The 25,637-nt window shown below is 67.5% G+C and carries 23 protein-coding genes; 14 read left to right on the plus strand and 9 right to left on the minus strand.

Features of this window, described 5'->3' with window-relative positions:
• Nucleotides 1-213: 213 nt before the first annotated feature.
• A complete protein-coding gene (locus tag OXU32_06525) occupies nucleotides 214-3,300 on the minus strand; it encodes a glycosyl hydrolase (GenBank protein ID MDE0073620.1) in 3,087 nt (1,028 codons plus the stop codon).
• A 193-nt stretch (nucleotides 3,301-3,493) separates the two neighbouring features.
• Between OXU32_06525 and OXU32_06530 the strand changes: the two genes are divergently transcribed.
• The 4 genes from OXU32_06530 to OXU32_06545 all read left to right on the plus strand — a co-directional run bounded on the left by OXU32_06530 (nucleotide 3,494) and on the right by OXU32_06545 (nucleotide 8,729).
• Nucleotides 3,494-4,960, plus strand: a complete 1,467-nt coding sequence (locus tag OXU32_06530) for a hypothetical protein (protein ID MDE0073621.1) — start codon at nucleotides 3,494-3,496, stop codon at nucleotides 4,958-4,960.
• Nucleotides 4,961-6,370 (plus strand): amino acid permease, encoded by a 1,410-nt coding sequence (locus OXU32_06535; GenBank protein MDE0073622.1) that lies wholly within the window; start codon nucleotides 4,961-4,963, stop codon nucleotides 6,368-6,370.
• The gene (locus OXU32_06540; GenBank protein MDE0073623.1) at nucleotides 6,367-7,518 is read left to right on the plus strand and encodes an aminotransferase class V-fold PLP-dependent enzyme; all 1,152 of its coding nucleotides are present in this window, start codon (nucleotides 6,367-6,369) and stop codon (nucleotides 7,516-7,518) included. The genes OXU32_06535 and OXU32_06540 overlap by 4 nt, the downstream gene beginning before the upstream one ends.
• 68 nt (nucleotides 7,519-7,586) lie before the next feature.
• Nucleotides 7,587-8,729, plus strand: a complete 1,143-nt coding sequence (locus OXU32_06545; GenBank protein MDE0073624.1) for an aminotransferase class V-fold PLP-dependent enzyme — start codon at nucleotides 7,587-7,589, stop codon at nucleotides 8,727-8,729.
• A gap of 33 nt (nucleotides 8,730-8,762) precedes the next feature.
• On the opposite strand, the gene OXU32_06550 is transcribed toward OXU32_06545, so the two are convergent.
• From OXU32_06550 to OXU32_06560, 3 genes are all read right to left on the minus strand, one after another.
• Entirely contained in the window at nucleotides 8,763-9,035 is a 273-nt protein-coding gene (locus tag OXU32_06550) for a hypothetical protein (protein MDE0073625.1), read from the minus strand.
• Nucleotides 9,036-9,123: 88 nt separating this feature from the next.
• The gene (locus OXU32_06555) at nucleotides 9,124-10,092 is read right to left on the minus strand and encodes a class A beta-lactamase-related serine hydrolase (protein ID MDE0073626.1); all 969 of its coding nucleotides are present in this window, start codon (nucleotides 10,090-10,092) and stop codon (nucleotides 9,124-9,126) included.
• A gap of 97 nt (nucleotides 10,093-10,189) precedes the next feature.
• Nucleotides 10,190-11,341 (minus strand): FAD-dependent oxidoreductase, encoded by a 1,152-nt coding sequence (locus OXU32_06560; GenBank protein ID MDE0073627.1) that lies wholly within the window; start codon nucleotides 11,339-11,341, stop codon nucleotides 10,190-10,192.
• Between the two features lie 123 nt (nucleotides 11,342-11,464).
• Here OXU32_06560 and OXU32_06565 point away from each other — a divergent pair, with 123 nt between their 5' ends.
• The 9 genes from OXU32_06565 (at nucleotide 11,465) to OXU32_06605 (ending at nucleotide 19,473) form a co-directional block, all read left to right on the plus strand.
• Nucleotides 11,465-11,743 carry a type II toxin-antitoxin system RelE/ParE family toxin gene (locus OXU32_06565; protein ID MDE0073628.1) on the plus strand — a complete coding sequence of 93 codons (279 nt, stop codon included), beginning with the start codon at nucleotides 11,465-11,467 and terminating at the stop codon, nucleotides 11,741-11,743.
• A gap of 21 nt (nucleotides 11,744-11,764) precedes the next feature.
• Nucleotides 11,765-12,082: a HigA family addiction module antitoxin gene (locus OXU32_06570; protein MDE0073629.1), complete on the plus strand. Its 318-nt coding sequence runs from the start codon at nucleotides 11,765-11,767 to the stop codon at nucleotides 12,080-12,082.
• Between the two features lie 211 nt (nucleotides 12,083-12,293).
• Nucleotides 12,294-12,977, plus strand: a complete 684-nt coding sequence (locus OXU32_06575; GenBank protein MDE0073630.1) for an outer membrane beta-barrel protein — start codon at nucleotides 12,294-12,296, stop codon at nucleotides 12,975-12,977.
• Between the two features lie 150 nt (nucleotides 12,978-13,127).
• Nucleotides 13,128-14,372 (plus strand): hypothetical protein, encoded by a 1,245-nt coding sequence (locus tag OXU32_06580; GenBank protein MDE0073631.1) that lies wholly within the window; start codon nucleotides 13,128-13,130, stop codon nucleotides 14,370-14,372.
• 88 nt (nucleotides 14,373-14,460) lie between these two features.
• The gene (locus OXU32_06585; GenBank protein ID MDE0073632.1) at nucleotides 14,461-15,708 is read left to right on the plus strand and encodes a hypothetical protein; all 1,248 of its coding nucleotides are present in this window, start codon (nucleotides 14,461-14,463) and stop codon (nucleotides 15,706-15,708) included.
• A 202-nt stretch (nucleotides 15,709-15,910) separates the two neighbouring features.
• On the plus strand, nucleotides 15,911-17,095 hold the full coding sequence (locus OXU32_06590) for a helix-turn-helix domain-containing protein (protein MDE0073633.1): 1,185 nt from the start codon (nucleotides 15,911-15,913) through the stop codon (nucleotides 17,093-17,095).
• Nucleotides 17,092-17,868: a molybdate ABC transporter substrate-binding protein gene (modA, locus tag OXU32_06595; protein ID MDE0073634.1), complete on the plus strand. Its 777-nt coding sequence runs from the start codon at nucleotides 17,092-17,094 to the stop codon at nucleotides 17,866-17,868. The genes OXU32_06590 and modA overlap by 4 nt, the downstream gene beginning before the upstream one ends.
• A 7-nt stretch (nucleotides 17,869-17,875) precedes the next feature.
• A complete protein-coding gene (locus OXU32_06600; GenBank protein ID MDE0073635.1) occupies nucleotides 17,876-18,724 on the plus strand; it encodes an ABC transporter permease in 849 nt (282 codons plus the stop codon).
• A complete protein-coding gene (locus tag OXU32_06605) occupies nucleotides 18,721-19,473 on the plus strand; it encodes an ABC transporter ATP-binding protein (protein ID MDE0073636.1) in 753 nt (250 codons plus the stop codon). The genes OXU32_06600 and OXU32_06605 overlap by 4 nt, the downstream gene beginning before the upstream one ends.
• On the opposite strand, the gene OXU32_06610 is transcribed toward OXU32_06605, so the two are convergent.
• The 3 genes from OXU32_06610 to OXU32_06620 form a co-directional block, all read right to left on the minus strand.
• The gene (locus OXU32_06610) at nucleotides 19,470-19,793 is read right to left on the minus strand and encodes an FHA domain-containing protein (protein ID MDE0073637.1); all 324 of its coding nucleotides are present in this window, start codon (nucleotides 19,791-19,793) and stop codon (nucleotides 19,470-19,472) included. The two genes, OXU32_06605 and OXU32_06610, sit on opposite strands and share 4 nt — an antisense overlap.
• Nucleotides 19,794-19,805: 12 nt before the next feature.
• Nucleotides 19,806-20,720, minus strand: coding sequence for an FHA domain-containing protein (locus OXU32_06615; GenBank protein ID MDE0073638.1), 915 nt, complete (start codon nucleotides 20,718-20,720; stop codon nucleotides 19,806-19,808).
• Between the two features lie 64 nt (nucleotides 20,721-20,784).
• Nucleotides 20,785-21,333, minus strand: coding sequence for a serine protease (locus OXU32_06620; protein MDE0073639.1), 549 nt, complete (start codon nucleotides 21,331-21,333; stop codon nucleotides 20,785-20,787).
• Between the two features lie 225 nt (nucleotides 21,334-21,558).
• On the opposite strand from OXU32_06620, the gene OXU32_06625 reads away from it, so the two are divergent.
• Nucleotides 21,559-22,056 carry a hypothetical protein gene (locus tag OXU32_06625; GenBank protein ID MDE0073640.1) on the plus strand — a complete coding sequence of 166 codons (498 nt, stop codon included), beginning with the start codon at nucleotides 21,559-21,561 and terminating at the stop codon, nucleotides 22,054-22,056.
• Nucleotides 22,057-22,090: 34 nt separating this feature from the next.
• On the opposite strand, the gene OXU32_06630 is transcribed toward OXU32_06625, so the two are convergent.
• Nucleotides 22,091-23,773, minus strand: coding sequence for an amidase family protein (locus OXU32_06630; GenBank protein MDE0073641.1), 1,683 nt, complete (start codon nucleotides 23,771-23,773; stop codon nucleotides 22,091-22,093).
• A gap of 6 nt (nucleotides 23,774-23,779) precedes the next feature.
• A complete protein-coding gene (ilvB, locus tag OXU32_06635) occupies nucleotides 23,780-25,627 on the minus strand; it encodes a biosynthetic-type acetolactate synthase large subunit (GenBank protein MDE0073642.1) in 1,848 nt (615 codons plus the stop codon).
• Between the last annotated feature and the right edge of the window lie 10 nt (nucleotides 25,628-25,637).

A 25,637-nucleotide genomic window follows, 5' to 3' on the forward strand; every position in this document is an offset into this window, starting at 1 on the left:
CGGACTGAGCGGAGCCAACGCATCGGGAATGCGGTCAAGCACACGGCCTCTGGCAGAATGTTCTCATGAGGGATGTGTCAACACGTTCACAATACGGACGCCGATCTTCCACCGCAATAGCCCCGAACGGCCCTCCGGAAGGGGGATATGGCTGAGGGTAGAATCGCGATGGCCGGATCAGGGAAACGCTGGACGCCAGTCCTCCGCGTATCGCTAGAAGGAGGGCGTCACAACGAATCCGATCCCATGTTCCCGCGCGAGGGAATTGAGCGCCGGGATCCCCGAGGCAAGCGCGTTCTCGAGCGTCGCGAGTTGCTCGGACAAGTGTGACTCCACGTCCGCAAGGCGCTCGTGCGCACCTGCGGTCGGTTTCGTGTCCGCACCGGTGACGGTCTCGTACAGGTATCCGAGCTCTCCGAAGACCCGCGGTTCGGCCACGAAAACGAATCTCCTGGGAGGAATCTGGGTCAGCGCTTCCTCTACGTCCGCGATCTCCTCTTCCAGCGATCGCGCCGCTGCGGCGACGGGGTGTTCCGGATCGTCCACGACCCGTTGGAGCAGATAGTCCAGCTGATCCCGCACTTCACGGATGGCGCGAACGGCACCCTGGGTTTCGGCAATGCGGTCGCGAATGCGGAGCGCGAGATCCAGCTGCTCCTGAAACTCCGCCTGCGTGGTCTCGATCCGCGGATCCCTCAGGTACTCGAAGGATTGAGTGGCAGACGATGATCCGCCGCGTAGCCGGACCTGATAGGTTCCGGGAACAGCCTTGGGCCCGGGAATCGAACCGAGCAGGTCATCCGTACCCTCATGGCGCGTGTCCCAGACGAACCGGTTGAGTCCCGGCTCCACGGGCACTTCACCGGAAACGCTCGAGAAGCTCCGGATCGTTTCGCCTGCCGCGTCGAGGAACTCGAGCGCAACCTCGTCCTGAGGCGCCTCGCCGAGATGATAGTTCACGATCACGCCGTTGGGCGGATTGGCGCCGACGCGCGGCTCCTCACCCCCGCCTCCGCCGAGCCTGTATGCATCCCTCGGCTCGTAGAGGTGCGCGGAGGCCCGGGCCACGTCCTCGGTGAGCCCGTGCAGGGGCGACAGATCATCCAGGATCCAGAAGGAGCGCCCCTGGGTCGCGACGGCCAGGTCCTTTCTGTGAACGGCGATATCCATGACCGGGGAAACGGGGAGGTTGAGCTGGAAGGACTGCCAGTTCTCTCCATCGTCGAAGGAGACGTACAGGCCAAACTCCCCCCCGGCGTAGAGGAGACCACGCCGGTCCGGATCTTCGCGGACGACGCGGATGAAATGATCCGGGGGAATCCCGTTCGATCCGTTGGCGAGTCGCTCCCAGGTTGCGCCGTAGTCGTCGGTCCGGAAGATGTAGGGCGCGTGATCGTCCAATCGGTACCTGTGGACGGCGACGACGGCGCGGCCGGGTTCGTGTACAGACGGGTCGATGGTGGACACGGTGCCCAGCGAGGGGAGGCCGGGCGGCGTCACGTCCTGCCACTCCTGCCCGTTGTCCCGCGAGATGTGGATCAGGCCATCGTCGCTGCCGGCCCAGAGTAGGCCCGGCGTGATTGGCGATTCCTCGAAGGCGATGATGGCCGGGTAGACTTCGACCCCGGTGTAGTCGCCCCCGATCGGACCGCCGACCACTCCCTGCTTCTCCGGATCGTCCCCGGTGAGATCCGGGCTGATCACCTCCCAGCTGTGCCCGTCGTCCGTCGATCTGTGCACGAAGTTGGAGGCGTGATACAGGACGCCCGGATCGTGCGGCGAAAAGCGGATCGGAGCGAGCACCGCGAATCGGTACCTGTAGTTCCTCGACTTCTGCCCCTCGCCGAACTGCGGATAGACCTGGATGTTCCGGGCCTGGCCGGTGGAGTGGTCGTACCGCTCGATGATGCCCTCGTAGTTTCCGGAAATCACGATGTCCGGATTGCGGGGATCGGGCACGACTTCGCCTTGCTCGCCGCCCCCGACCGCGTGCCAGTCGCTCTCCGTGATGCCGAACGACGTGGTCCGGCTGGCGATCGATATCGTGGAGTTGTCCTGCTGGGCCCCGTACAGACGGTATAGGAACCGGTTGTCGGTGCTGACGGTGAAGATCTCCGATGTCGCCTGGTTCATGATCGTCGACCAGGAGCGGCCCCCGGTGTAGGTCACCGTGGCCCCGCCGTCGTTGCCGTTGATCATGTTCTCGGGATTGTCCGGGTTGATCCACAGCGCGTGGTGGTCGCCGTGAGGAGCGGGGATCGCTTCGAAATTCTCACCGCCGTCCACCGATTTCAGGAAGCCGTCGCCCTGGGCCATCGAATACACCGTGTGCTCGTCCACGGGATCGGCGACCAGGTGCATGTAGTAGAACGCGCGCACCGTGAGCACCGCGTCGTCGTTGATGAGGCGGAAGCTCTCGCCGCCATCGTCGGAGCGGAACAGGCCGCCGTCCTCCGCTTCGACGAGAGCCCACACCCGGTCCGGGTTGACCGGGGAAGCCACTACGCCGATGCGGCCCTTGATGCCCGCGGGAAGCCCTTCGGTCAATTCCACCCAGGTGTCGCCCCCGTCCACGCTCTTGTAGAGCCCGCTGTCCTCCCCACCGCTGACCAGGGTCCACGGCTGACGCAGAGCCTGCCAGATGGCCGCGTAGAGGATACGCGGGTTGGTGGGATCCATCGCCAGGTCCGCCGCGCCGGCTCGGTCACTGACGTAGAGCACGCGCTCCCACGTCTCTCCCCCGTCACGCGACCGGAAGATCCCCCTCTCCGGATTCGAGCCGAACACGTGACCGAGAACGGCGACGTAGACGATGTCGGGATCAGTCGGATGGATGCGAATCTGCGAAATGTGGGCGGACTGCTCGAGGCCGATATGGTGCCAGGTCCGCCCGCCATCCACCGACTTGTACATGCCGTCACCGGGGGAGACGTTGTGACGAATACAGGCGGAACCCATTCCCACGTAGAGCACGTTGCTGTCCGACGGGGCCACCGCGATGGCTCCCACCGAAGCGCTGGCGAACTGGCCGTCGGAGATGTTGACCCAGTTTTCGCCGCCGTCGTCGGTACGCCACACCCCCCCACCGGTAGAGCCCATGTAGTAGGTGTTGGGCAGGTGGCGAACCCCGGATACCGCGGTCACCCGTCCCCCGCGGTAGGGACCGACGAGACGGAACTCCAGCGCCTGGAACGAGGACGGGTCGAACGGCGGCGCCGACTGAGCCGCGAGCGGTGGAGCGGCAAGCGCCGGGAGCAGGAGTAGAAGGAGAAGGCCTCGCGCTGGTTGCAAAGCGTGCATCGTGAAACTCCGTTGCGGTGCCGAAGCGGCTGACAACCGGACTCGTGAGCCCATAGACGTGGGTCACTTGACAAATCGTTCAACATGTGATCATAACTTGATCGTGTTCGTGCCCTTCCGACAAGGGTGCTCCGTGGAAGACGCAACAAGGTCGTGAACAACGGCCGATCCAACCTTCATCGAGGCGACCGCCATGACGCGCGAATACCGGTTTCAATGGTATCAGCGGCTTCACGAGAACACGCCCGGAATCCACGAAGATGCCAGAGAGGCCGCGCGCGAACTGGGCCTAGACAAGTGGCGCGACCGGGTCGGGCTCTACTCCGGGGCTTCCTCCTGCCCCGGGCCGCTGCCTGGTTACGTCCTGGACGCGATCGTCGCGGCGAACACCGGCCCTCTGCTTCCGATGCGCAGGGTCGAGGACGAACTGCGGGTAGTCATCAAGGACATCTTTGGCGACGAGTACGACGGGGCGGCCGCGAACACCTGCGAGGCAGCCCTCCGGGTGAGTTTCGAGACGCTCTTCGCACCCCCGACCATGCGCAAGGGAGAGACGTATCGTGGGCGCTTCATCGCCCCCTACGGCGAGGACTACGAGTTCACGGCGGGCTACGGGAGGCCTTTTCCGCCCAGGTACAAGAACCTCGTCGCCGGTCGCAGCGTGACCGCTGGAGAGCTGGCGGTGGAGGGGAAGAGCCTGCCGAACCTCGACGCCGTCTTCGTGCGGCTTGCGGGGGCGCGCTACGAGGGTCACGGCATCTGCTTCAATCCCGTGCCCCTGTTGACCGGCACCGACGCCGCCGCGTCGCGCGACGCCCTTCATGTGGCGGCCGACCGGCACGCGGGCCAGCTCGTCGGCTTCGAGAGCCTGGGCTATGACACGGTGGGATACGGATACGGTGAACACGATGAGAACGGCATCCCCGTACTGAAGAAGTACATCGGTGAGCTCGCCGAGGAGTTCGACGTGCCCTACATCGTGGACTCCGCGAGCTGCTGCCCGGCGATCGGGCTGTCTCCGGCGGACATCGGGGCCGATGTGATGGCCTGGAGCATGGACAAGGCCTGCCGCGCCCCCATCAGCGGGCTGCTCGTGGGCAGGGAAGAATGCATGGTCCCCATTCGCAGGGGGCTGGGGCTGGGCGGGACCGTCCGGGGTGGCCTCACCTCGCACGGCAAGGCGGTGTTCTCGCTGGCAGACCCGGGGCGGGATGCGGTCGTCGGGCTGACGGCGGTGCTGAAGGTCCTTCGCGACGAACCGGAGCGCATCACGGGGCCCATCGACGCGATGTACGACATCGTGGTCGAGGAGTTCTCCCGCTTCGAGCCCGCACGTTTCCGGGACGACATCATCATCACGAAGTCGTACATGATGGGCGGTATCGAGCTGAACTACGAGAAGACGTGGAAGGACGGCGACTTCGGCATCCCGATCTTCTCCCTGGAGGACCTCGTTGCCGACACCAATCCCATCGGTACGGCGATGGACGAAATGGGCATCCACCCGGCCACGATCTACAGCGGCAACATGTTCATCGGGCCGGGGATGGGGAATCTGGCCGATGACGGCGAATTGATGGAGGAGCCCACCCGGGCAGCCGTGCGCGCGCTTGTCCGCGCAATGGAAATCGTCTGCAGGCACGCGGGACTGGTGAACTGAATGGGCGGCAGCAAGCCGCACGAAGAAAGCCGCGGGTTGGCGCGCGAGCTCGGGCTTCTCGACTCCACATTCCTGGTCATCGGGATCACCATCGGGTCGGGCATCTTCCTCACCACGGGCGTCATGGCCGAATCCCTGCCCCACGCCGGCCTGTTGCTCGTTGCCTGGGCCGTGGGTGGCATCCTGACCGTGGCCGGAGCGCTGACGTACGCCGAACTGGGCGCGGCCATGCCGGAGGCCGGAGGCCAGTACGTCTATCTGCGCGAGGCTTACGGACCTCTATCGGCATTCCTCTTCGGCTGGGTCATCTTTCTCGTCTACCAGCCGGGCGCGGTTGCCGCCGTCGCGACGGGCTTCGCCGTGTACCTGGGCTATTTTGTTCCCGCGCTCGCGATCGACAATACGCTCGCGACCATCACGGTGGCGGGGAGGGACCTGTCCGTGTCCGCCGGACAGTTCGTAGCGGTCGCCACGATCATTTTCCTGACCCTGATGAACACGCGTGGCCTCCGCATCGGGGCGCTGATTCAGAACGTTTCCACGGTTCTGAAGGTCGCGGCGATCGCCGTCTTCGTCGGTCTGGGTCTCTGGGCCGGTCTCGGCTCGGGCCAGGAACTACCGACATTGACCGGCGGTGGCGAGGGCTCCTCGCGGCTGGCCGGCTTCGGGGTCGCCCTGCTCGCCGTGCTCTGGTCGTACGACGGCTTCAGCAATCTCAACTTCTCCGCCGGCGAGATCAAAGATCCGGGCCGAACTCTGCCGAGAGCGCTCATTTTCGGGACGGTTTTCATCACCGTCGTATACCTCCTCGTCAACGTCGTGTACGTCCTGGCGTTGCCCGTCGGGGAGATGCAAGGGGTGCTTGCCGTGGCGGAGGCGGCGGCGTCAGCGCTTCTGGGGCCCTGGGGGGCTGCTTTCATCGCAGGGGCGATCGCGGTCTCGACGTTCGGATCAACCAACGGGTCAATCCTGGCGGGCGCGCGCGTCTACTACGCCATGGCGAAGGATCGGCTCTTCTTTCAGTCGGTAGCGAGTGTGCACCCCCGCTACCGGACACCACACGTCTCTCTCTGGCTTCAGTGCTTCTGGGCCTGCGTGCTGGCATTGTCAGGAACCTTCGAGCAGATCTTCACCTACGCGACGTTCGCGGTAATCCTGCTATATGGAGCTGCGGCGGCCAGCGTCTTCACCCTGCGCCGTACTCGCCCCGACCTGCCGCGTCCCTACAGGGTCTGGGGATACCCCGTTGTCCCCGCCTTCTTCCTGGCGTCGGTCGTGGCGCTCGTGATCAACACCCTGGTCGAGAGGCCGTGGGAGTCGTTCTCCGGTCTCGGCGTCCTGGCCCTCGGCATTCCCGCGTACTTCTACTGGAAACGTGGCGGCCGCGGAGACGCTGCGGGGGCGCGGTGACCGGAAGCCGTTCTCTCGCTGATCCTGCGGACTTCCCGGCAAGCGGACAGTCCACATACCTGAATGCAGCCTCGGCCGCCCTCATGTACCGGGGTGCCCGGCAGTCCGCCGTGGAGTGGCAACGGGAGCTGGCGGAGAACGGAACCATCAACTTTGACGAAACCGCCGAGGAAGCCGTCTTCGAGGATCTGCATCGAGCCGCGGCGCGTCTCTTTAACGCGTCGCCCGACGACATCGCCGTCGCGACGAGCGTAACCGAACTCCTTTGCTCGCTCGCCTGGGCGGTGGCCCCCGGTCCCGGTACCAATGTGGTAAGCACCCGGGTAGTGCACCCGAGCACCCACTATCCCTGGGTTCGGGTTTCGTCCTTCACCGGTTGCGAGATCCGGCTCGCTCCGGCCACCGACGGGTACGCGGACCCGGACGCCCTGCTCGGCTCGATCGACGACCGCACGGCTGTCGTCTCGATCTCCCACGCCGAGTTCCGGACGGGCCAACTCTACGATCTGGCCCATCTGGCGGACGTTGCCCACGCCCACGGCGCGCTCCTGGTGGTGGACGCGACCCAGTCGGCCGGAGCCGTCCCCATCGACGTCTCGGCCGCCGGCGTCGATGCGCTGGTCTCGGCCGGGTACAAGTGGCTGTGCGGCCCCTTCGGAGCGGCGGTGATGTATCTCGCTCCGCATCTCCAGAACGAGCTGGATCCCGGACTCGTCGGCTGGCGGAGCCACCGGGACATGTGGGATCTGCGGGCGGACCGGCTGGAGCTTCCGAGCGGCGCCCGGCGCTTCGAGTTCAGCACCATGGGGTACGGATGCGCCGCCGGGCTCACACGATCGATCGAATTCCTGGTCGGCGCGGGAATCGAACGGATCAGCGCGCACAACCGCCGCCTGGCTGATCTGCTCGTGGATGTACTCCGGAAGCAGGGCGCCGAGATCGTCTCTCCTCTGAACGAGCGCGAGCGGACAAGCACTGTGGCCGCCAGATTCCCGGGCCGGGACTCCGCAGGGATCGCCAGCCGTCTGAACGCCGCGAGGGTTGTCGTCTCCAGCCGGGGTGATGTCATCCGCATCTCCCCGCATCTTTACAACGCACCGGACGACATCGAGCGCGTGCGCGAGGAACTCGACCGGTGTCTCAACTGAAATGATGACCGATCCGCCGAGCGACATGCGAGGTCCTGCCAGACCCGCCGGCACGAAAGGAGAACACCTTGGCAAACCTGGTTGATTCGAACGACTTTCCGGCAAGCCGCAGGTCCACATACCTGAACAGCGCATCGGTGGCGCTGATGTATCGCGGTGGCGCGGAGGCCGCCATCGAGTGGCAGGAGGACGTGGCGAACAACGGTACGATCAACTTCGACGAGGTCGCGGAAGACGAGGTCTTCCAGGATCTGCACCGGGCCGCGGCACGCCTCTTCGACGTCAAGCCCGACGACATGGCGGTCGCCGCGAGTTCCACCGAATTCCTGTGCTCCCTGGCCTGGGCCATCATGCCCGGGGCCGGCACGAACGTCGTGAGCGCGGACGTCGTGTTCCCCACGACCCTGTATCCATGGGCCCGGATCTCAAGGTATACGGGCTGTGAGATTCGACTCGCCCGGGGCCGCGACGGGTATGTGAGTCCCGACGAGATGCTTTCCCTAATCGACGACTCGACCGCAGTCGTGTGCGTCTCGCACGTCGAGTATGGCACGGGCCAGATGTACAACCTGACCGAGCTGGGCGAAGTGGCTCACGATCACGGCGCGCTCCTCATCGTAGACGCGACCCAGTCCGCCGGAGGGGTTCCGATAGATCCGTCAGCCTGCCGCGCCGACGCGCTGATTTCCGCCGGCTATAAATGGCTCTGCGGCCCCTTCGGAGCGGCAGTCATGTATCTGGCGCCACACCTCCATGAAGCGCTGAATCCCGGATTGATCGGCTGGCGGAGCCACAAGGATATGTGGGATCTGCAGGCGGACCGGCTAGAGCTGCCCACCACGGCGCGGCGCTTCGAGTTCAGCACCATGGGATACGGATGCGCCGTCGGGCTCACGAGGTCGATCGAGTACCTGGTCGGAGTCGGCGTGAAGCGGATCTTCGACTACAACCTGGGCCTGGCGGATCTGCTCATCGAGGGACTCCGGGAGCGCGGGGCGGCGATCGTCTCCCCGCTGGAGGATGCGGAGCGAACATCGATCGTCTCCGCGCGGTTCCCGAACGCGGACCCTTCGGAGGTTGCCGCACATCTGGGTCGGGCCAACGTGGTCGTTTCGTTGAGGGGCGACTTCGTTCGCTTCTCGCCCCATCTCTACAACCGGCCTGACGACATCGAGCACGCTCTGAAGGAGCTCGATCGGTTCCTCGCCTGAGATTGTCGGCCCCGGTCCGGTCCGCGGCGGCAGCTACCGGATGTTGACCCGTTCGATGGGCGGTGCCAGCGCCGAGTAGAAGGTGCGCATCACTGCGAGGATCACGATGCCCGTGATCATCGATGCGAGAGCACTCTCCATCCTGTCCTCCTGGCCCAAGGTGAATACGTCCCACAGGTACCAGACGCCGCGCCAGAAGGAGACGACGCCGAAACCGACTACTGCCGCGACGACGATCGATCGCACCAGGGACGTCCTGCCCGGAAGTGCCTGGCCATCCGCGGCATGCTCCGATGTGTCACTCATGTCAGGCCCTCCGAATCGGACTGATGTTCTTCAGGTTGAGCGGGCGTGCCTCGCGGCGGTTGCCGGGGCGCGGGAGCTGAAACACCGATCACCCCCCCGGCCTTCGCACCCTCCGCTTGACCTCCGGGTCGACCCGTGTGCCGTACATGGTGATGCCGGACAGGCGCGAGAAGTAGTCGTAGGCCGCGGCCGACACCGCCTCCACGACCGCCCCGCCGTCGCCGCCGTAGTTGGACATCACCGAGATCACGTAGGGGCGGTCGGGCACGTCCACGAGGCCCCAGACGGTGGATACGCCGGTGATCCCGCCCGGCTTGAAGGCGATGGGAACGTTGCGGGGCACCGGGTTGCGGATGGGTCCGCCCTTGAAGATCTCGAGGATCTCGCGCACCCGTGCGCAGCTTGCCTCGCTCATCGGCAAGCCACAGTTCGCGATCCGCTCCATGATCAGCGCGGCGTCCCGGGGCGTGGAAAGATTCTCGTTCCCGCGCGCGGATTCCTCCGGCTGGATCATCTTGCGCTGCAGCAGGGTGTGCTCGGCGCCGAGCGAGGCGGAGAGGGCGTTCACCTCGTCCATTCCCATCTCGTCGATGAGCACGTTGGTCCCGGTGTTGTCCGAATACACGATCATGTAGATGGCGTAGTCCTCAAGCGACAGCGACGCGCCTCCGTCGGTAAGGTGAAGCAGCACCCCGCTGCCGCCGGTGCGCACCTCGTCGGTCATGTCGATGCGGCGACGGAGCAGCCCCGGCTCCTCCTCGGACCGCCGGAAGAGTTCCAGCAGAATGGGGATCTTGATGGAGCTGGCCTGCGGGAAGACCAGCTCGTCGTTCACCCGGAAGCGGTCCCCCGAAGTCAGGTCGATGATGTGAACGCCGGCGACGCCCTCATAGCCATTCACGATGCCTTCCAGCTCCGTCTGCAGCTTTCCGCGCAGAAGCGCCAGATGCTCCTCCTGGGCCGAGAGCGTGGAGGCGAGGGAGAGGAAGAACGTGGAGGCGGCAAGGCCGAGGGCCATGTGGCAGGTGAGGATACGGTGCGGCAGCAAAGACGTCATGGTCCCTCCTGATGATGTGCTTTTCGTCTGGTGCCGAGCTGCGTTGGCGGCTCCGGGCGGCATCGGGTGACGCCCAGAACCCGGCCGCACCCGCTTCTCAGATGCGCATCGCCGAGAAGACGGCCCGGTGCGCGGCCACGATGCGTTCCAGCGCGTCCCGGTTGGGCTCGAGCGACCACTCGCCGCGCTCCGAGGTTCCGCCCAACACGATGCCGTCGCTGCGCGGCTGCATGTGGATGCCAAGGCCACCGGCGGAAACGGGGGCGCCCCCGAAGGTGCCGTAGTTCACTTCCGGCTGCGGAATCAGCACGGTGAGCTGTCCCTTGAGGGGGACCATCGTGCGGTCGCTGAACAGGTCGCGCGCGCCCAGCCCGGTACAGTTGACCACGACCGACTCCTCCAGCTCCACCAGCTCCCCCGGCTCGGTGAACTTTCGGATGACGATGCGCCCGCCTCGGTCCACCACGTCCCGCACCAGGGCATCGAGATAGATGGAGGGTTCGATGCGCATCTGGGTGCGCTGGGTCGCGTAGCGGGTTGCAAACGGATGTTCCCCCGGGCCGAGCAGCCTGGTGCCCGTGCGCAGGTGCGCGGGAAGCAGCGGCTCGCGGTCCCCTCCCCCGCCTCCCCGGGGTCGCGGCTCGTTGTCGCTCAGCGCGTAGCTGTGGATCCAGGACACCCCGTATCCCCGTCCGACAAGCAGTTGCAGCTGCCGGTAGGAAATCTCCGCGGCCTCGCGGAACTGTGCGTCCCAGGCGGGCGTGCGCAGGTCACCGTCGATGAGGCCCGAGGTGGGAGTGAACCCCGCGAGCGACATGTTCGAGGTCGTGTTGGGGGGAACGTCCATCGTGTAGATGGTCACGTCGAAGCCGCGTCGCTGCAGTTGACGCGCGGCGGTGAGGCCCGCGGCCCCGCAACCGATGACCGCAGCGCGGCGGCTGTCGTGCTCCAGGGCCATCTCGGCGGCCATGGCGCCCGTGCCCCATGAGAGCGACATCCCCGCCCCGCCGTGCCCGTAGTTGTGGATCACGGTGGTCTCGTCCAGCCGCTCGGCGCGCAGCAGGAAGCCCGCCGGGCGATGGGGGCGGAGGCCCACAGTCGTGCGGATGATGCGGTCCGGGTCGACGCGCACAGGTGCGAGCCGCAGCGGCGCCTGGGCCATGGGTGTCGAGCGCACTCCGCACGCGCCCAGCCCGCTCCCGAGCAGCCCCAGGCCGCCGATTTTCAGCAGCGTTCGTCGATCCATCATTTCTCCGGCCCATTCTTCCATGGCAGGTGCCTTCGCCGAAGTCCATCTTGGATGGCTGGGCAACGACGGGCAACTCTCCAACCCATCGAAGATTGATATGCGTACCTGCACACGGTACAATTCTTGATTCGGACGTTCCGGCATCGGGGCCTCAAGCGGTTGTTCGGTCGAGCCGATGCCAGCAGAGTCCCGGCCGACCAACGAGAGCGTATTGGGATCGCCCTCGCGGCTCTCGATGCCGCCAAGGTCCCTTCCGACGTAAGTCGACCGGGTTACAGGCTGCATCCGCTGAAGGGCAGCCGCGCCGGATACTGGAGCATCTCGCTCACACGGACCTGGAGGATTGTCTTCCGCATGCATGAAGGGAACGCGTACGATGTCGACCTCGTCGACTATCACTAGCCAAGCAGGGAGGCCGACCCGATGCCTATGAAGAACCCACCCCACCCCGGTCGCGACATCCAGCTCACCTGTCTGGAGCCGCTGGGTTTGAGCGTCACCGACGCGGCGCGAATGCTGGGCGTGGCGCGTCACACGCTCTCACGCCTGCTGAACGGCCACGCGGGCATATCCGCTGAGATGGCCATTCGGCTGGAAAAGGCAGGCTGGTCCAACGCGGAGTTCTGGATGCGCCTTCAAGCGGCCTACGACCTCGCCCAGGCGAGAAAGCGCGAAGATCGGATCAGGGTCGATCTCGATCTCATGCCCGCGCGCGTCGAAGAGCGACAGCCGGTCGGGTAAGCCGGCGCGGCTTCACCCGGGCACGACGAACCCCACCGCCCGGTCCACGACCCGGATATCGACCACCGCGCCATCGGTGAAGTCGATCACGATGCGCCACGGCCGGGTGCCATCCCCGGCCGCGATCAGCTCCTTAGTACGAAGCCCTCCTTCATGCGCTCCTGATGCAGAAGTCCGTCGTCTCGTTCATCCACCGACTAGGAGGTTTCCAATGAAGCGGTTGCCGCTCGTTCTCACCGTCATGCTGTTTGTTCTCACTCCCACCTCTCCCGCCTCGGCCCAGGCCACGCTGTCCCTGACCGGAGGCGTCAACCTGTCTACGCTCGCCGCCGACCCTCCTTCGGCCCGGGAGGTGTGGCACTCCGAGTCCCTCGCGAGAATGTCCATCGGGTTGGCGGCGACCCTCCCTGCCTCGAAGCACCTTGGGGTCCAGGTGGGCGTCGCCTACGCGCAGAAGGGCGGTCGGCTGAGCGGGCTGGACAACCGCCAGCTGGTCACCGTGGACATGGCGCTCGACTACTTCGAGTTCACGCTGCTGGCCGTGCCGACGCTCCCCCTGTCGTCGTGGGAACGCTCTTCGGTCCGCTTCTTCGTCGGTCCCACGCTGGCCAGCCGGGTGTCCTGCGACTTCGACGCGTCGGGCTGGCTCGGAGCGGAGCACGTCGCCGCGGCCGGCAGCTGCGACGCGGGACCGGACGAAATCGAGGCCGCGATGGACCTCGGGATCGCCCTGGGCGGAGGAATCGCGGTTGGGGTGACGGACCGGGCCGATGTGAGCCTCGACCTGCTCTACACGCTTGGCCTCATCCCGGTCGGAGGCGGAGACCGGTACTGGAGCGGGCCCAGGCACCGGGTTCTCACTCTTCGGGCCGGCATGGCGCTGCCGATCGGCTAGGGGTCGAGCGACCCTGTCCAGTGGCTCTCGCCAGAACAGTCTGATCACACACATGTTGGGGGTGAGTGCGGCTAGCTCACCTGAGGATCCGCGAAGAGGAGTACGGATGTCGGGCTATTGAACCCGGATGCCTGTCATTGAGAGGCTCGCATGCGTCTGCTGATTGCCATGATCGCCCTGTTGCTCTGCGCGCCGGGGGCGGCACGCGCGCAGACCGTGTGTCCGACGCCATGGCGCCTGGAAGAACTCGTGCGAATCGGCTCCGCGGAAAGCACGGACCTCGTCGCGGGCGTTCGGGACCTTGCGATCGGACCGGATGGCGCCTTGTATGTCGCACAGGCCATGGTGCCGGCGGTCACGGTCTTCTCTCCCGATGGCAGGCCCCTTCGCCAGATCGGCCGTGCAGGCAATGGACCGGGTGACATCCAATGGGCGGCTTTTGGCGTGGGGTGGGTCGGAGACACGCTCTGGATCGCCGACGAGACGCGGGTCCAGTTGTTCACCACGGACGAGCGCGTACCTGACGAAGTCATCCAGTTCTACCTGAGCGTACCCCAGGAAGGATCGAGCTTCACCCCGGGCCGCATGCTCGCGGACGGGACCTTCATCGGCATGCGTGCCATCGTTGACGGGACGGCCTGGTCGTCGCGGGGAGCCGATCCCGGGCTCGCACTGCTCCGCTTCTCTCGATCCGGAGAAGTCCTCGATACGATCGCGATCATGGATTGGCCGGACAACGCCATAGAGAACGTCACGAACCCGGGTGACTGGCCTCGTGTCCACCCCCTCAGAGACCTGCCCCTTATCGGAATCAAGGAGCCTCTGACGGCGATCACGCCCGACGGCTCCGCAGTCGTACAGATTGCGAAGGTGCATGAAGACACGACCCCACCGACCTTCGACCTCGTGGTAATCTCGATCCGTGGAGACACGCTCCTGAATCGAGCGGTCGAGTACGAACCGCGCGAAATAACCCGCACGATGGAACGCCGCCTGGCGGACGAATACGCCGGGTGGATGGCCGGAGACTACTCGTCCCGCATGATGCAACTGCTGGAGTCAACACTCGAGCGCCAGCGTCGTGTCTACCGCGACGCCTTCTGGGTTCCCGAATACCATCCGCCGGTCCGGCAGGTTGTGGCCGGGACGGACGGAACGATCTGGTTGCTGAGAGAGATGCGTGAGGATCGTGTCGATGTCTGGGAGATCTACGACGCAGACGGAGCGCTCGAGGGCCGCATGGAAGTTGGACAGGGTCGCAGCACTGCGAAGCCCTGGATGCCTCGCCTGGGAATCGGCATCGCGAGCCGCGACGAGATCTGGGGAACCACGCGCGGCGAGTACGACGTGCCGTACCTGCACCGGTACCGCGTCGATCGGACGTGCGAGCCCTAGTGGGGTCGTGGATGAGTGAGAGGCGGACGGGCAACCTGAGGTACAACCACACGCGACACTTCTATTCGGCCACCGAGGGAGGCAGAACGTGAGCCGGCTCATCTGTGGCGTTGTCCTGTTGCTTTGCGCTCCGGGGTTGGCACGCGCGCAGACCGCCTGCCCAACGCCATGGCGGCTGGAAGAGATCCTGCGGATCGGCTCTGCGGAGAGCACGGACCTTGTTACCAGTGTCCGGGATCTCGCGATCGGTCCCGATAGTGCCCTGTACGTGGCGCAGGCGCAGGTGCCCGCAGTCAACGTGTTCTCCCTCGATGGCGAGCTGCTTCGCCAAATCGGGCGCGCGGGCCGGGGGCCGGGTGATATCGAGTGGTCGGCCTTCGGTCTGGGCTGGATCGGAGACACGCTTTGGGTAGCCGACTTCAACCGGATCCAGTTGTTCACCACGGACGAGCGCGTGCCCGAGGAGGTCATCCAGTTCTACCTGAGCGTGCCAGAGGAAGGATCGCACCTGACTCCAGGCCGCATGCTGGCGGACGGGACGATCGTCGGTGCGCGCCGACTCAGCGACATGAGAGCATGGTCGTCCCGAGGAGACGATCCCGGGCTCGCGCTGCGCCGGATCTCACGATCCGGTGAAGTCCTCGACACAATTGCCATCATCGATTGGCCCGAAAACGCCGTGGAGAACGAGAGGAATCCCGGTGGATGGCCCCGTGTCCATCCACTCAGGGAACCGGCCCTCCCGGGACTCCAGGAATACCTCACGGCGCTCACTCCCGACGGATCCGCAGTTGTGCAGATCGGGAAGGTGCATGAAGACGCAACGCCGCCGACCTTCGATCTTCTGATGATATCGATCGGTGGAGACACGCTCCTGCATCGGGAGGTCGAGTACGAACCGCTTGAGGTCACCCGCACAATGGAACGGCGCCTGGGGGACGAATACGCCGGATGGGCGGTCGGAGACTACACCTCGCGCCGGATGCAGCTGCTCGAAACCACACTCGAGCGCCAACGCAGTGCCTACCGGCGCGTATTCTGGGTTCCCGAGAACCATCCTCCGGTCAGGAAGGTGGTGGCCGGAACGGACGGATCCATCTGGTTGCTGCGAGAGCTGCGTGAGGACCGCGTCGATGTGTGGGAGATCTACGGTTCGGACGGCAGGCTCGAGGGCAGGCTGGAGATCGGTGAAGGTCGCGCTTCGACAAAACCCTGGTATCCTCGTCTCGCAATCCTCCTCGCGAGCCGTAACGAGGTGTGGGGAGCGACACGCGGAGACTTTGAGGAGCCCTACCTGCACCGTTACCGCGTCGACCGGACGTGCCCGGGAGCGTAGGCGGCGCCGATGGCGAAGCATGGCGGGTCACGCGCCTGTGTGAGACATGGCGACGCTCCCTTGATGTAATGCTGGCATTACCTGTATGTAACTTGCGCATTACATCTCCATGGATCTATCGTGTTTTCCTGTGAGAAGCATCGGCCATCGCCGCGGGCCGATGAGGACCAGGGCGAGCTTGATGCCCGATCGGGAGCTGCCCATGACCGACACGCGACTCCACAACAGCGTCCGGCGACACCGTCGCAATCTGGGTCTGTCGCAGGAGGCCCTGGGGGACCGGGTCGGGGTCAGCCGGCACGCGATCATGGCGATCGAGGGCGGCCGCCAGGTCCCGTCCACGACGCTCGCGCTCCGGCTGGCGGGCACGTTCGACTGTGCCGTCAAGGACCTCTTCCGGCTCGAGCCCGTGCCGGAGTTGGAGGTTCACCTCCCACCCCCCCGCTCCGCCGTGACCGCCTCCCCACCCGCCCCCTCCTCCCGAGTGGCCGTCGGCCGGGTGGGTGGCCGGTGGGCGGCCCACCCCCTCCCCGCGCACACGACCGGGGCGGCGGATGCGATCGTGGTGGAGGCGGCCGCCACGCCCTCGGACGCCCCGCCCAACCGCAAGGATGACTCGGACGCGACCAGCCATGCCCGCGTCCGCCCCGTGCGCGGCATGCAACAACTCGAGCGCAACGTGCTGGTCGCCGGGTGCGCCCCCCTGCTCGCCAACCTGGCGCACCGCGTCGGGGAGGGCTCAGGGAACGCACGCGCCACCTGGATTCCCGCCAGCAGCCACCGCGCCCTAGACCTGCTGGCCGCGGGAATGGTGCACATCGCGGGGCTGCACCTGTCGGGCGGGGAGTCGAGCGAGGCCAACGTGCATGCGGTGCGGCGCCGCTTCCCCGGCAGGCGCATGCTGGTGGTCAACCTTACCCGGTGGCGCCAGGGCTTCGTGGTGGCGGCGCGCAACCCGCTGGACATCAGGGACGCCGCCGACCTGCTGCGGCCGGGCGTGCGGGTGGTGGGGCGCGAGCCCGGCACCGGCGCGGACGACCTTTTTGCGCGCCTGCTCGCGGGTGAAGGGGCTGGACGGCCTGACTTCTCCGGTCCGGTGGCGGAGGGCCACCTCGACGTGGCCCGGCGGGTTCACTGCGGCGCGGCGGACACCGGCGTCGCCATCGAGAGCGCGGCGCTGGCCTGGGGACTGGGGTTCGTGCCACTGGTGGAGGAGCGCTTCGACCTGGTCATCCCGGCCGACATCGCCGAGGCGCCGCCCGTGTCGCGCTTCCTCGAGACCCTGGACGACCCCGGCTTCCGCACCGAAGCCGCCTCCCTGCCGGGTTACGATACCTCGATCAGCGGGCACGCTAGCACGCTCGAGGCGGGGGGCGCGCGGCCATGAGGCGAAGTTCGCTCGGACGTCCCGCGTGGGCGTTGCTGCTCGCAGCCCTGCTCCAGGCCTGCGCCCCGGCCGACACCTCCCGCACCCTGCACGTGTACGCCGCCTCGTCCCTTGCCGAGAGCTTCGCCGCCATGGAGCACGCCTTCGAGGCGGCGCACCCCGGGGCCGACGTGGTTCTGGCGTTCGCGGGCAGCCAGGTGCTGCGCCTTCAGATCGAGCAGGGCGCCCCCGCCGACGTGTTCGCTTCCGCCGACCCGGCGCACATGCAGGCTCTGGTGGAGCTCGGCCGAGTCCGCGACGGGCGCATCTTCGCGCACAACCAGCTGGTGCTCATCGTGCCCCCCGGGAACCCCGCGCGCATCGAGTCCTTCCGCGACCTGCCGCGCGCCAGCCGACTGGTGATCGGGACCGAGGGCGTCCCCGTGGGCAGCTACGCGCGCCGGGCGCTGCGGCGCGCCGAGGCGGCGGGAGAAGGCGGCTTCGCGGCTTCGGTACTCGCGCGGGTGGCCTCCGAGGAGAGCAACGTGCGCCTCGTGCGGGCCAAGGTGGAGCTCGGCGAGGCGGACGCAGCCATCGTCTACCGGAGCGACACCGTCGCGGCGGGAGGCGTGCGCGCCATCGAAATCCCACCCGCGCTGAACGTCAGCGCCGACTACTCCATCGGCATCGTGGAGGGCAGCGTGAACCCCGACCTCGCCGAGGCATGGCTCACGTTCGTCCTTTCCCGGCAAGGTCGCGAACTCCTGGCCCGGCACGGGTTCGCGGCGGAGTAGGCAACGCGTGAGCCGGCAGGCGAACCTGCGCGACACCCTGGGCGCCGGGCGCTGGCCGTCGCTGGCGGCGGCGGTGCCCATGCTCGTACTGCTCGCCCTTCCGGTCGTCGCGCTGGCGCTGGCCTCGTCGCCGGCGGAGCTGGCCGCGGGGGCACGCCATCCGCTCTTTCTTCCGGCCCTCGGGCTGACGGCGCGCACGACGGTGGTGAGCCTGGTGGTCGTGGTGGCGGCGGGCACCCCGCTGGCGTGGTGGCTCGCGGCCTCCTCCGGCCGCTGGGCGCGCGGCGTGGAGCAACTGGTGGACCTGCCCATCGTCCTGCCGCCCGCCGTGCTCGGCATCGCGCTGCTCCAGACCTTCGGCCGCAACGGCCTGCTGGGCGGCCCGCTGGAGGCGCTCGGGCTGCAGGTGCCCTTCACCACGGCCGCCGTGGTGCTCACCCAGGTGGTGGTCGCCTCGCCGTTCTATGTCCAGTCGGCGGCGGCCGCGTTCCGCCGGGTCGACCGCGACCTGCTCATCGTCGCGCGCACGCTGGGACGGTCGCCGGTGGGGGCGTTCTTCGGGGTGGCGGTGCCGGTGGCGCTGCCCGGGCTGGTCAGCGGGGCCGCTCTGGCGTGGGCGCGCGCGATTGGCGAGTTCGGGGCGACGCTGCTCTTCGCGGGCAACCTGCCGGGACGAACGCAGACCGCGCCGCTGGCCATCTACACGGCGCTCGAGTCGGACGTGCAGGCTGCGGTCGCGCTTTCCCTGGTGCTGGCCGCGGTCGCGGTGCTGCTGCTGCTCGGGCTGCGCGCGCTTCCGGGCGGCCGTCTGGGCAGGGTGGTGGAGGCAGTGGCCGCAGGGGCGGGTCGGCGGTGAACCCGACCTGGCACGCCGAGGTCCGTATGCGGGTCGGTGAGCTGGATCTGGACGTGCGCCTGGACGGTGGAGGGCGGCCCGTCGCCCTGGTAGGCCCCAACGGCTCCGGGAAGACCACCCTTTTGCGCACCATCGCGGGCGCCTACCGGCCATCCACCGGGGTCATCGCGGTCGGCGACCGCGTCCTGTTCGACTCCGCCCGCGGCATCGACCTCCCTCCGGAGGAGCGGAGGGTAGGCTACGTCCCCCAGGGCTACGGGCTGTTCCCGCACCTGCGCGTGCTGGACAACGTGAGGTTCGGGCTGGCGGGCTCTTCACGGCGGGACAACGGTGCACGGGCCTCCGCCCTCGCCGTGCTCGAACAGCTGGAAGCCGACCATCTCGCCGAGCGCTGGCCGGACACGCTCTCGGGCGGCGAGCGCCAGCGGGTCGCGCTGGCTCGCGCGCTGGTCACCGAGCCTCACATCCTGCTCCTCGACGAGCCGCTCGCGGCACTCGACGCGGCCGCGCGCCGGACCATGCGCCGCCGGCTTGCTGAGCGGCTCGAGGAGAGCGCCGTGCCGGCCATGGTCATCACTCACGACATCCGCGACATCGTGGCGCTGGACGCCGATGTCCACGTGATGGAGGACGGAAGGATCGTGCAGCGGGGCCCGGCCGACGCGCTCGCCACGCACCCCGCCACAGAGTTCGTGGCGGAGGTCTTCGGATCACCGCTGGCTACTCGCGGGAGCCGCCTTCGGCGTTAGCTGCCAGCATCGGCCTGCGAGGAACGGCCTTCGTCCGGCTCGGCATCGGCCCGGACACAGAGCGCGCCCAACTCCCCCGCAGTGATGGTGCACGCACCGAAGCGCAGCACATCCCCGGGATCGAGCAGGGCCTGCCGGATCGGGTGCCACTCCTCCCCACGGCGCACGAAGGTGCCGCTCCCCGTCGCGCGATCGGCGACGTGGATCCGACCCTCGGGCAGGCAGACCACTTCGGCATGGCACCGCGACACGCTGCCGTCACGCAGCACGACATCGCACGTGCCCTTGCGGCCCACGGTCCGAGCGACGATGCGAGACATGTCCGAACCCTCTCAGTTGTCGGGTTTGCCGGCCGGCACCGGCTGAAGGGCCAGACGCGGCCCGTCACCGAACTGAACCACGGCATCCCGGGAGAGTTCCCGGGGCGTGAACGGAACCAGCCGTTCACCGTTGACCCACGTGCCCTCGCGCGAGTTCAGATCCTCGATGAAGAAACGCCCGCCCTTCCGGATCACGCGCGCGTGACGCATGGAGACGGTCGGGTCGTGGATGACCTCGTCGACCAGGGTCGGCTGGCGGCCGATGACCAGCCCGCCCTCGGCACGCCGGAGCCTGTGGCCCCCAAAACGGATGTCGATGGGTGGATCGCCGTAGTCCGAAGGATCGGCCACGAACCGAAGATCCGGAAGTGCGGCTCCGTGCGGAGCGCCTCCCGCGCCTCCGGGTCGGCGAACGCCTCCCGCTACAGCCCCGCGGCCGGGCAGAAAGTACCTGAACGGCAGATAGAGGCCCGAGCTGCGAGGCCTTCCGGGGTCGCGCGCCCCCGCCGACGCCTGCTCGACCACCCGCACGACCTCGCGGCGCGGCGCGCGCATGGTCAGGAACATCAGCGTCGGAAACATGACCGCCGCCATGCCGAGCGTGATCCACAGACCCAGGGCCACCCGGTCTTCGGTGGCTTCCATGCGCCTCTCGGTAGCCTCCACCGCCGACCCCACGGCCTCCGCCGCGGCGCTGGATGCCGCCTCCGCAGCCTCGGCTGCCGCGCTGGTCGCCGCCTGCACAGCCTGCTCGGCCGCTCTGGCCGCCGCTTCCGCAGCCTCCCTCGCGGCGCTGGCTTCATCATCGGTGCAGCGGGAGTCGGTCGTGCTGACGGCGATGCCGAGGGTCGTCAGTTCGCGCACCGCCTCGGTGATTCGCGAAGCCACGAACACGCCCTGTGACGCGAGGGCACCTCTGGTGTTCACGCCCACCACCATCCCGCAGTCGGAGATCAGCGGCCCACCGCTGTTGCCCGGGTTGATCGCCGCATCATGCTGAACCTGGTCCAGCTCTCTCCCTCCAGCCCTGACGTCCCACGGCGCCCGGTACAGTCGGGCCGATCACGCCCCGCGTCAATGTCGTCTGCAGCGACATGTTTCCGGTGATGGCGTCCGCTATGCCGGGGAATCCCACGGCCCATACGGTCTCGCCCGTCTGCAGGGGCATGGTCCCGAGCAGGAGTTCGGGCAGCACCAGACCGTCCACCTCGAGAACGGCGAGGTCCAGTTCGGGAGACTCCCACCGCACGCGGGCCTCCCTCATGCCGCCGGTGTGCGCCGAGATCACCTGATGCCCCGCGCCACCGTTCACGACGTGATGGTTGGTCAGAACGATGCCGGGAGCCACCACCGCCCCGCTGCCGGTGCCGAAGCCGGTGGGGAGCAGGGTGACGACCCGCACCACGCTGCGGTCGGCCTCGCGGATTCGATCGACCGCGGTCCTCGACTGTCCGGCCACCGTCTCCGGCGCCACGAGAAAAAGGGACCCGAGCATCCATGCCGCGACCAATCCCGTGCCTGCGCTGGCTCGGCTGGACATGGACCATCCCCTCCTTCTCTACGGCGTGTCTGTGCTCGTCTACACCCGGCCGACGCGCATGTCACGAGCCACGCTGCCGGGTGCTCGGTTACCCTGTCCGGGGGACGTAACCTGGCGCCACCGCCGGTGTACGGTTACCCGATCGCCGTTGGCGTTCATGGGCATGGCGGACCGCCTCGCTCCGTGCGGCCAGCCATCCCCCACTCACCTCGGGAGGAGGATCGCATGAAGAGGTCCCTGCTGTTCGCCGCTGTAGCGATGTCCGCCTGTTCCTCGGCTCCGATCTCCTACTACGGCGTGGCTCCGCCCGGACGGGAGACGGCGTATCAGTGCGCGGTCGCTCAGTTGAACATTCTGGGCTACACCATCGAGGACGGAAACAGCGACGCCGGCTTTGTCCGGGGCCGCAGGCAGACATCAGGCCTGGGAACCCAGATATTCACCGGCAACACCTACCACGACGTGCTCACCGCAACCGCCTTCGACAACCCGGCCTCTGGAGAAACCAACCTGAGGGTCGTGGCGACCCGCATCGCGGACCACGACACGGGCCTGCTCGGGGCCCTCACCGACGAGCCGGAGCAGGGAGAGGACGTCATCGCGCCCTCGGACAGCGGGAAGGCCGACGCACGGGCGCTGCTCGCCAACTGTGGAGTCTCCAGCGTGACGACTTCCGGAGGGCCGGATCGCTACTTGCTCGAGGGAGCCGCCGGCCCGCGCTGACCCCCGGCTTCCGCTGTCAGGGGGTCCGCCGCCCTCAGCGGCTCAGCGGAGGCGTGAACGGCGGCGGCCGCCGGTGCTGCGTGGCCTGCTCGTAGGCGTAGCTGATGCGAATCAGGGTCGGCTCGTCGAAGGGCCGTCCCAGGAGCTGGAGTCCCGCGGGCAGCGTGCCGAACGAGTATCCCATCGGCACGTTGAAGGCCGGAAAGCCGGTCGGGGGCGAGAGGATCGAGCTGTTCGCCCCGTAGGTGGTGTTCTCATCGCCGATCAGCCGGGCCGGGTAGTTGTAGGTCGGATAGACCAGAACGTCGACTTCGTGCTCCTCCATGACCGCGAGCACGGCGTCCTGCAGCCGCTGCTGCGTCTCCAGGTATAGTGGATAATCCTCGTGCTCCTCGGGCACGTAGTCCACTTCCCGGTTGCGCTCCATGCTGGCGCGCAGGAAGGGATGGAAGTCGCCCGACTCTACCACCTCGTCAAGCGTCCTGAACTTCAGTTCGGGACGCGTGGCCAGGTACTTCTCGAAGTCATGCTTCAGCCGGCTGATGCTCGGGAAGTCGCCGCGGATGTCGTCCAGATCCGGAATCTCGACGGGATCCACGATGACGGCGCCGGCGGCACGCATGTCCTCGAGCGCCTGCTCCATCACCCGCAGCACTTCGGGGTGGATGGTGGTGGGCTCGTCTTCCTGCTCTTCTCCCTGCTGCTCCTGGTTCTGTCCTTCGCGCGCGCCGGACTCCTGTTCCCCCGCCTCCGGGTCCGCTGACGGCATCTCCTCGCCCGGGACGAGCACCCCGCTTCCCAGCGAGCCCGGATCGTCGTAGTCGCGCGCCTCCTCGAACAGTTGGCGCAGCACGCCGATACGCGCGCCCTGGAGCGCGTCGGCGTCGAGGAACTGGCGGTAGTTGTCGGGCACCCGCCCCTCGCTCTCGAAGGTGACCGGATCCGCGGGATCCTGGCCCACGATCACCTCCAGCACCGCCACCGCGTCGGCCACGGTGCGGGTCATGGGACCGCCCACGTCGCGCGCGGCGCTCAGCGGGGCGATCCCGTCGCGGCTGGTGAGCCCCATGGTGGTGCGGAACCCGACCAGCGCCTGGTGGGAGGAAGGCCCCCGGATGGAGCTGCCGGTGTCGGAGCCCAGCCCGACGGCGCCGAAGTTGGCCGCCACCGCAGCTCCCGTGCCGCCGCTCGAACCCGCCGTCACCCGGGTCGGATCGTAGGGGTTGCGGGAGAATCCCGGCAGCACGGAACTGAGAGTGAACGCCCCGCTGGACGCGAACTCGGCCAGGTTGGACTTGGCCAGGATGATCGCGCCCGCCTCGCGCAGCTTGCGCACCTGGTAGGCGTCGTCGGGCGGAATTGCCCCGCGGAAGGCGAGGGTCCCGTTGGTGGTTGGCAGGTCGTGGGTGTCGTAGTTGTCCTTCACGATCACGGGGATGCCGTGCAGCGGACCGGTGAAGCCGGACTCGCCGAAGGCGGCATCCAGCTCGCGCGCCCGCCCCAGCGCGTACTCGCTCACGGTGATGATGGAGTTCAGGTAGGGGCCCTGCCGGTCGTACGCCTCGATGCGGTCGAGGTAACCCTGCACCAGCTCCTCCGCCGTGATCCGGCCCTCCTCCATGGCCTGGTGGATGTCCGCGATGGTCGCCTCCTCGACCTGGAAGGCGGGTGCGCACGCGGCGGCGACGAGCAGGAGGAGGGGAAGAACGCGCATCATCTTGCCTCAGAACAGATCGGAGGGATCGGGCTCCGCGCCCCGGTCCTCGTAGCGATTGGGGATGTGGTCGCCGGTGACCATGTCCTGGTAGGAAAGTCCCGGCCCGACCATCGGATACACGTGCGCCTCCGGGTCGATGACGACTTCCAGGAAGGCGGGGCCGGAAAACTCGAGGAACTCCTTGACGACCCGGGGCACGTCCTCCTTGCGATCCAGGCGCTTCGCGTACTCGAAGCCGTCCGCCTGCGCCGCCAGCACGAAGTTCTTCTTGCGCAGCGACTTGTCGCTCGCGGACAGCCGCCCCTTGAAGAACAGGCGCTGCCACTGCATCACCATCCCGTCGCCGAAGTTGTTCAGCACCATGACCTTGACCGGAAGATCGTAGGAGGCGGCGGTCTCGAACTCGCCCAGGTTCATGCGGATGCTGGCGTCCCCGTCCACGTCGATGACCAGCTTGTCCGGGCGCGCGAACTGGGCCCCTATGGCGGCGGGAAGCCCGAACCCCATCGTGCCCATGCTCCCCGAGGTCAGCCAGAGCCGCGGCTCGCTGAAGTCGCAGTATTGGGCGGCCCACATCTGGTGCTGTCCCACGCCGGTGGAGATGATCGCGTTGCCGCGGGTGATGCGGTTCATGACCTCCATGACGTAGTAGGGCTGGATGAGCGAACTCTCGCGGTCGTAGTCGAGGGCGTAGTCGCGCTTGAGCGCGGCGACCTCGGCGTGCCAGTCGGAGAAGTCGGCCCGGAAGCCGATGGAGTGCCCGTACGCCACCAGGTCGTCGAGCGCCTCCCCGAGCATCCCGGTGTAGTGCCAGTCCGCCGGCTTGACCTTGTGGATCTCCGAAGGATCGATGTCGAAGTGGACGACCCGCCGGGCCCTGGCCGCGAACTTGGCCGGTACCCCGGCCACGCGATCGTCGAAGCGCGCCCCCACGGCGATGAGCAGGTCGCAGTCGTCCACCGCGTAGTTGGCGAACGCGGTGCCGTGCATCCCCAGCATGTGCAGGCAGAGCGGCGCGGTGGTGTCGAAACTGCCCAGCCCCATCAGCGTGGTCACGCCGGGGATGCCGAAATCGTTGGCCAGCCGGCGCAGGGGCTCCGAGGCGTTGGCGTTCACCACCCCGCCACCGGCGTAGATGAGCGGTCGGCGGCTCTCGCCCAGCATGTCGAAGAACTCGCGGCACCGGTCGTGGCTCAGCTTGCGGGCGCGGAGCGCGTCGAGGCGGCGCCGATACCCGGGGATGGGCAGGCATCCCTCCCCGTGGAAGGCCCCGGTCCAGTTCTGCACGTCCTTGGGCACGTCCACCACCACCGGACCGGGCCGGCCGGTGCGCGCGATCTCGAAGGCCGTGCGCATGGTGGCCTCGAGCTGCTCCGGCTTCGTCACCAGGAAGACGTGCTTGGCCACCGGCCCCATCACCGCCGTGACCGGGGCCTCCTGGAAGGCGTCGGTGCCGATGGCGGCGGTGGGCACCTGGCCGCAGATCACCACGATGGGCACCGAGTCGGCCATGCAGTCGCGCACCGGGGTCACGCAGTTGGTGGCGCCGGGCCCGGAGGTCACCAGCACGCACCCCACCTTGCCGCTCGCGCGCGCGTAGCCGGCCGCCATGAAGCCGGCGCCCTGCTCGTTCGCGGGCACGATGAGCGGCATCGGCTCCACCCCGTCCACCGCGTTTTCCTTGTTGTAGCGGAAGACGGCGTCGTAGGTGGGCAGGATCGCTCCGCCGCTGTAGCCGAAGATGGTGTCGATTCCCTCGTCGGCCAGGACCTGGACGATCATCTCGGCTCCGCTCATTACCTGACCCGCGAGCGGGTGCGCGCGGGAATCGCGGAGCGCGGTGCTGGTTGTCATGGAGACGCCT

This window comes from Gammaproteobacteria bacterium (assembly GCA_028819075.1).
Classification (GTDB): domain Bacteria; phylum Gemmatimonadota; class Gemmatimonadetes; order Longimicrobiales; family Gaopeijiaceae; genus BD2-11.

Bases quoted from the DNA above. Each gene is read 5' to 3' on its own strand.
- OXU32_06575 (MDE0073630.1), top strand. From the start codon at position 12,294: ATGAAGCGGTTGCCGCTCGTTCTCACCGTCATGCTGTTTGTTCTCACT.
- OXU32_06535 (MDE0073622.1), top strand. From the start codon at position 4,961: ATGGGCGGCAGCAAGCCGCACGAAGAAAGCCGCGGGTTGGCGCGCGAG.
- OXU32_06530 (MDE0073621.1), top strand. From the start codon at position 3,494: ATGACGCGCGAATACCGGTTTCAATGGTATCAGCGGCTTCACGAGAAC.
- OXU32_06620 (MDE0073639.1), bottom strand. From the start codon at position 21,333: ATGTCCAGCCGAGCCAGCGCAGGCACGGGATTGGTCGCGGCATGGATG.
- modA (MDE0073634.1), top strand. From the start codon at position 17,092: ATGAGGCGAAGTTCGCTCGGACGTCCCGCGTGGGCGTTGCTGCTCGCA.
- OXU32_06570 (MDE0073629.1), top strand. From the start codon at position 11,765: ATGCCTATGAAGAACCCACCCCACCCCGGTCGCGACATCCAGCTCACC.
- OXU32_06610 (MDE0073637.1), bottom strand. From the start codon at position 19,793: ATGTCTCGCATCGTCGCTCGGACCGTGGGCCGCAAGGGCACGTGCGAT.
- OXU32_06580 (MDE0073631.1), top strand. From the start codon at position 13,128: ATGCGTCTGCTGATTGCCATGATCGCCCTGTTGCTCTGCGCGCCGGGG.
- OXU32_06555 (MDE0073626.1), bottom strand. From the start codon at position 10,092: ATGACGTCTTTGCTGCCGCACCGTATCCTCACCTGCCACATGGCCCTC.
- OXU32_06590 (MDE0073633.1), top strand. From the start codon at position 15,911: ATGACCGACACGCGACTCCACAACAGCGTCCGGCGACACCGTCGCAAT.
- OXU32_06560 (MDE0073627.1), bottom strand. From the start codon at position 11,341: ATGATGGATCGACGAACGCTGCTGAAAATCGGCGGCCTGGGGCTGCTC.
- ilvB (MDE0073642.1), bottom strand. From the start codon at position 25,627: ATGACAACCAGCACCGCGCTCCGCGATTCCCGCGCGCACCCGCTCGCG.
- OXU32_06550 (MDE0073625.1), bottom strand. From the start codon at position 9,035: ATGAGTGACACATCGGAGCATGCCGCGGATGGCCAGGCACTTCCGGGC.
- OXU32_06625 (MDE0073640.1), top strand. From the start codon at position 21,559: ATGAAGAGGTCCCTGCTGTTCGCCGCTGTAGCGATGTCCGCCTGTTCC.
- OXU32_06525 (MDE0073620.1), bottom strand. From the start codon at position 3,300: ATGCACGCTTTGCAACCAGCGCGAGGCCTTCTCCTTCTACTCCTGCTC.
- OXU32_06630 (MDE0073641.1), bottom strand. From the start codon at position 23,773: ATGATGCGCGTTCTTCCCCTCCTCCTGCTCGTCGCCGCCGCGTGCGCA.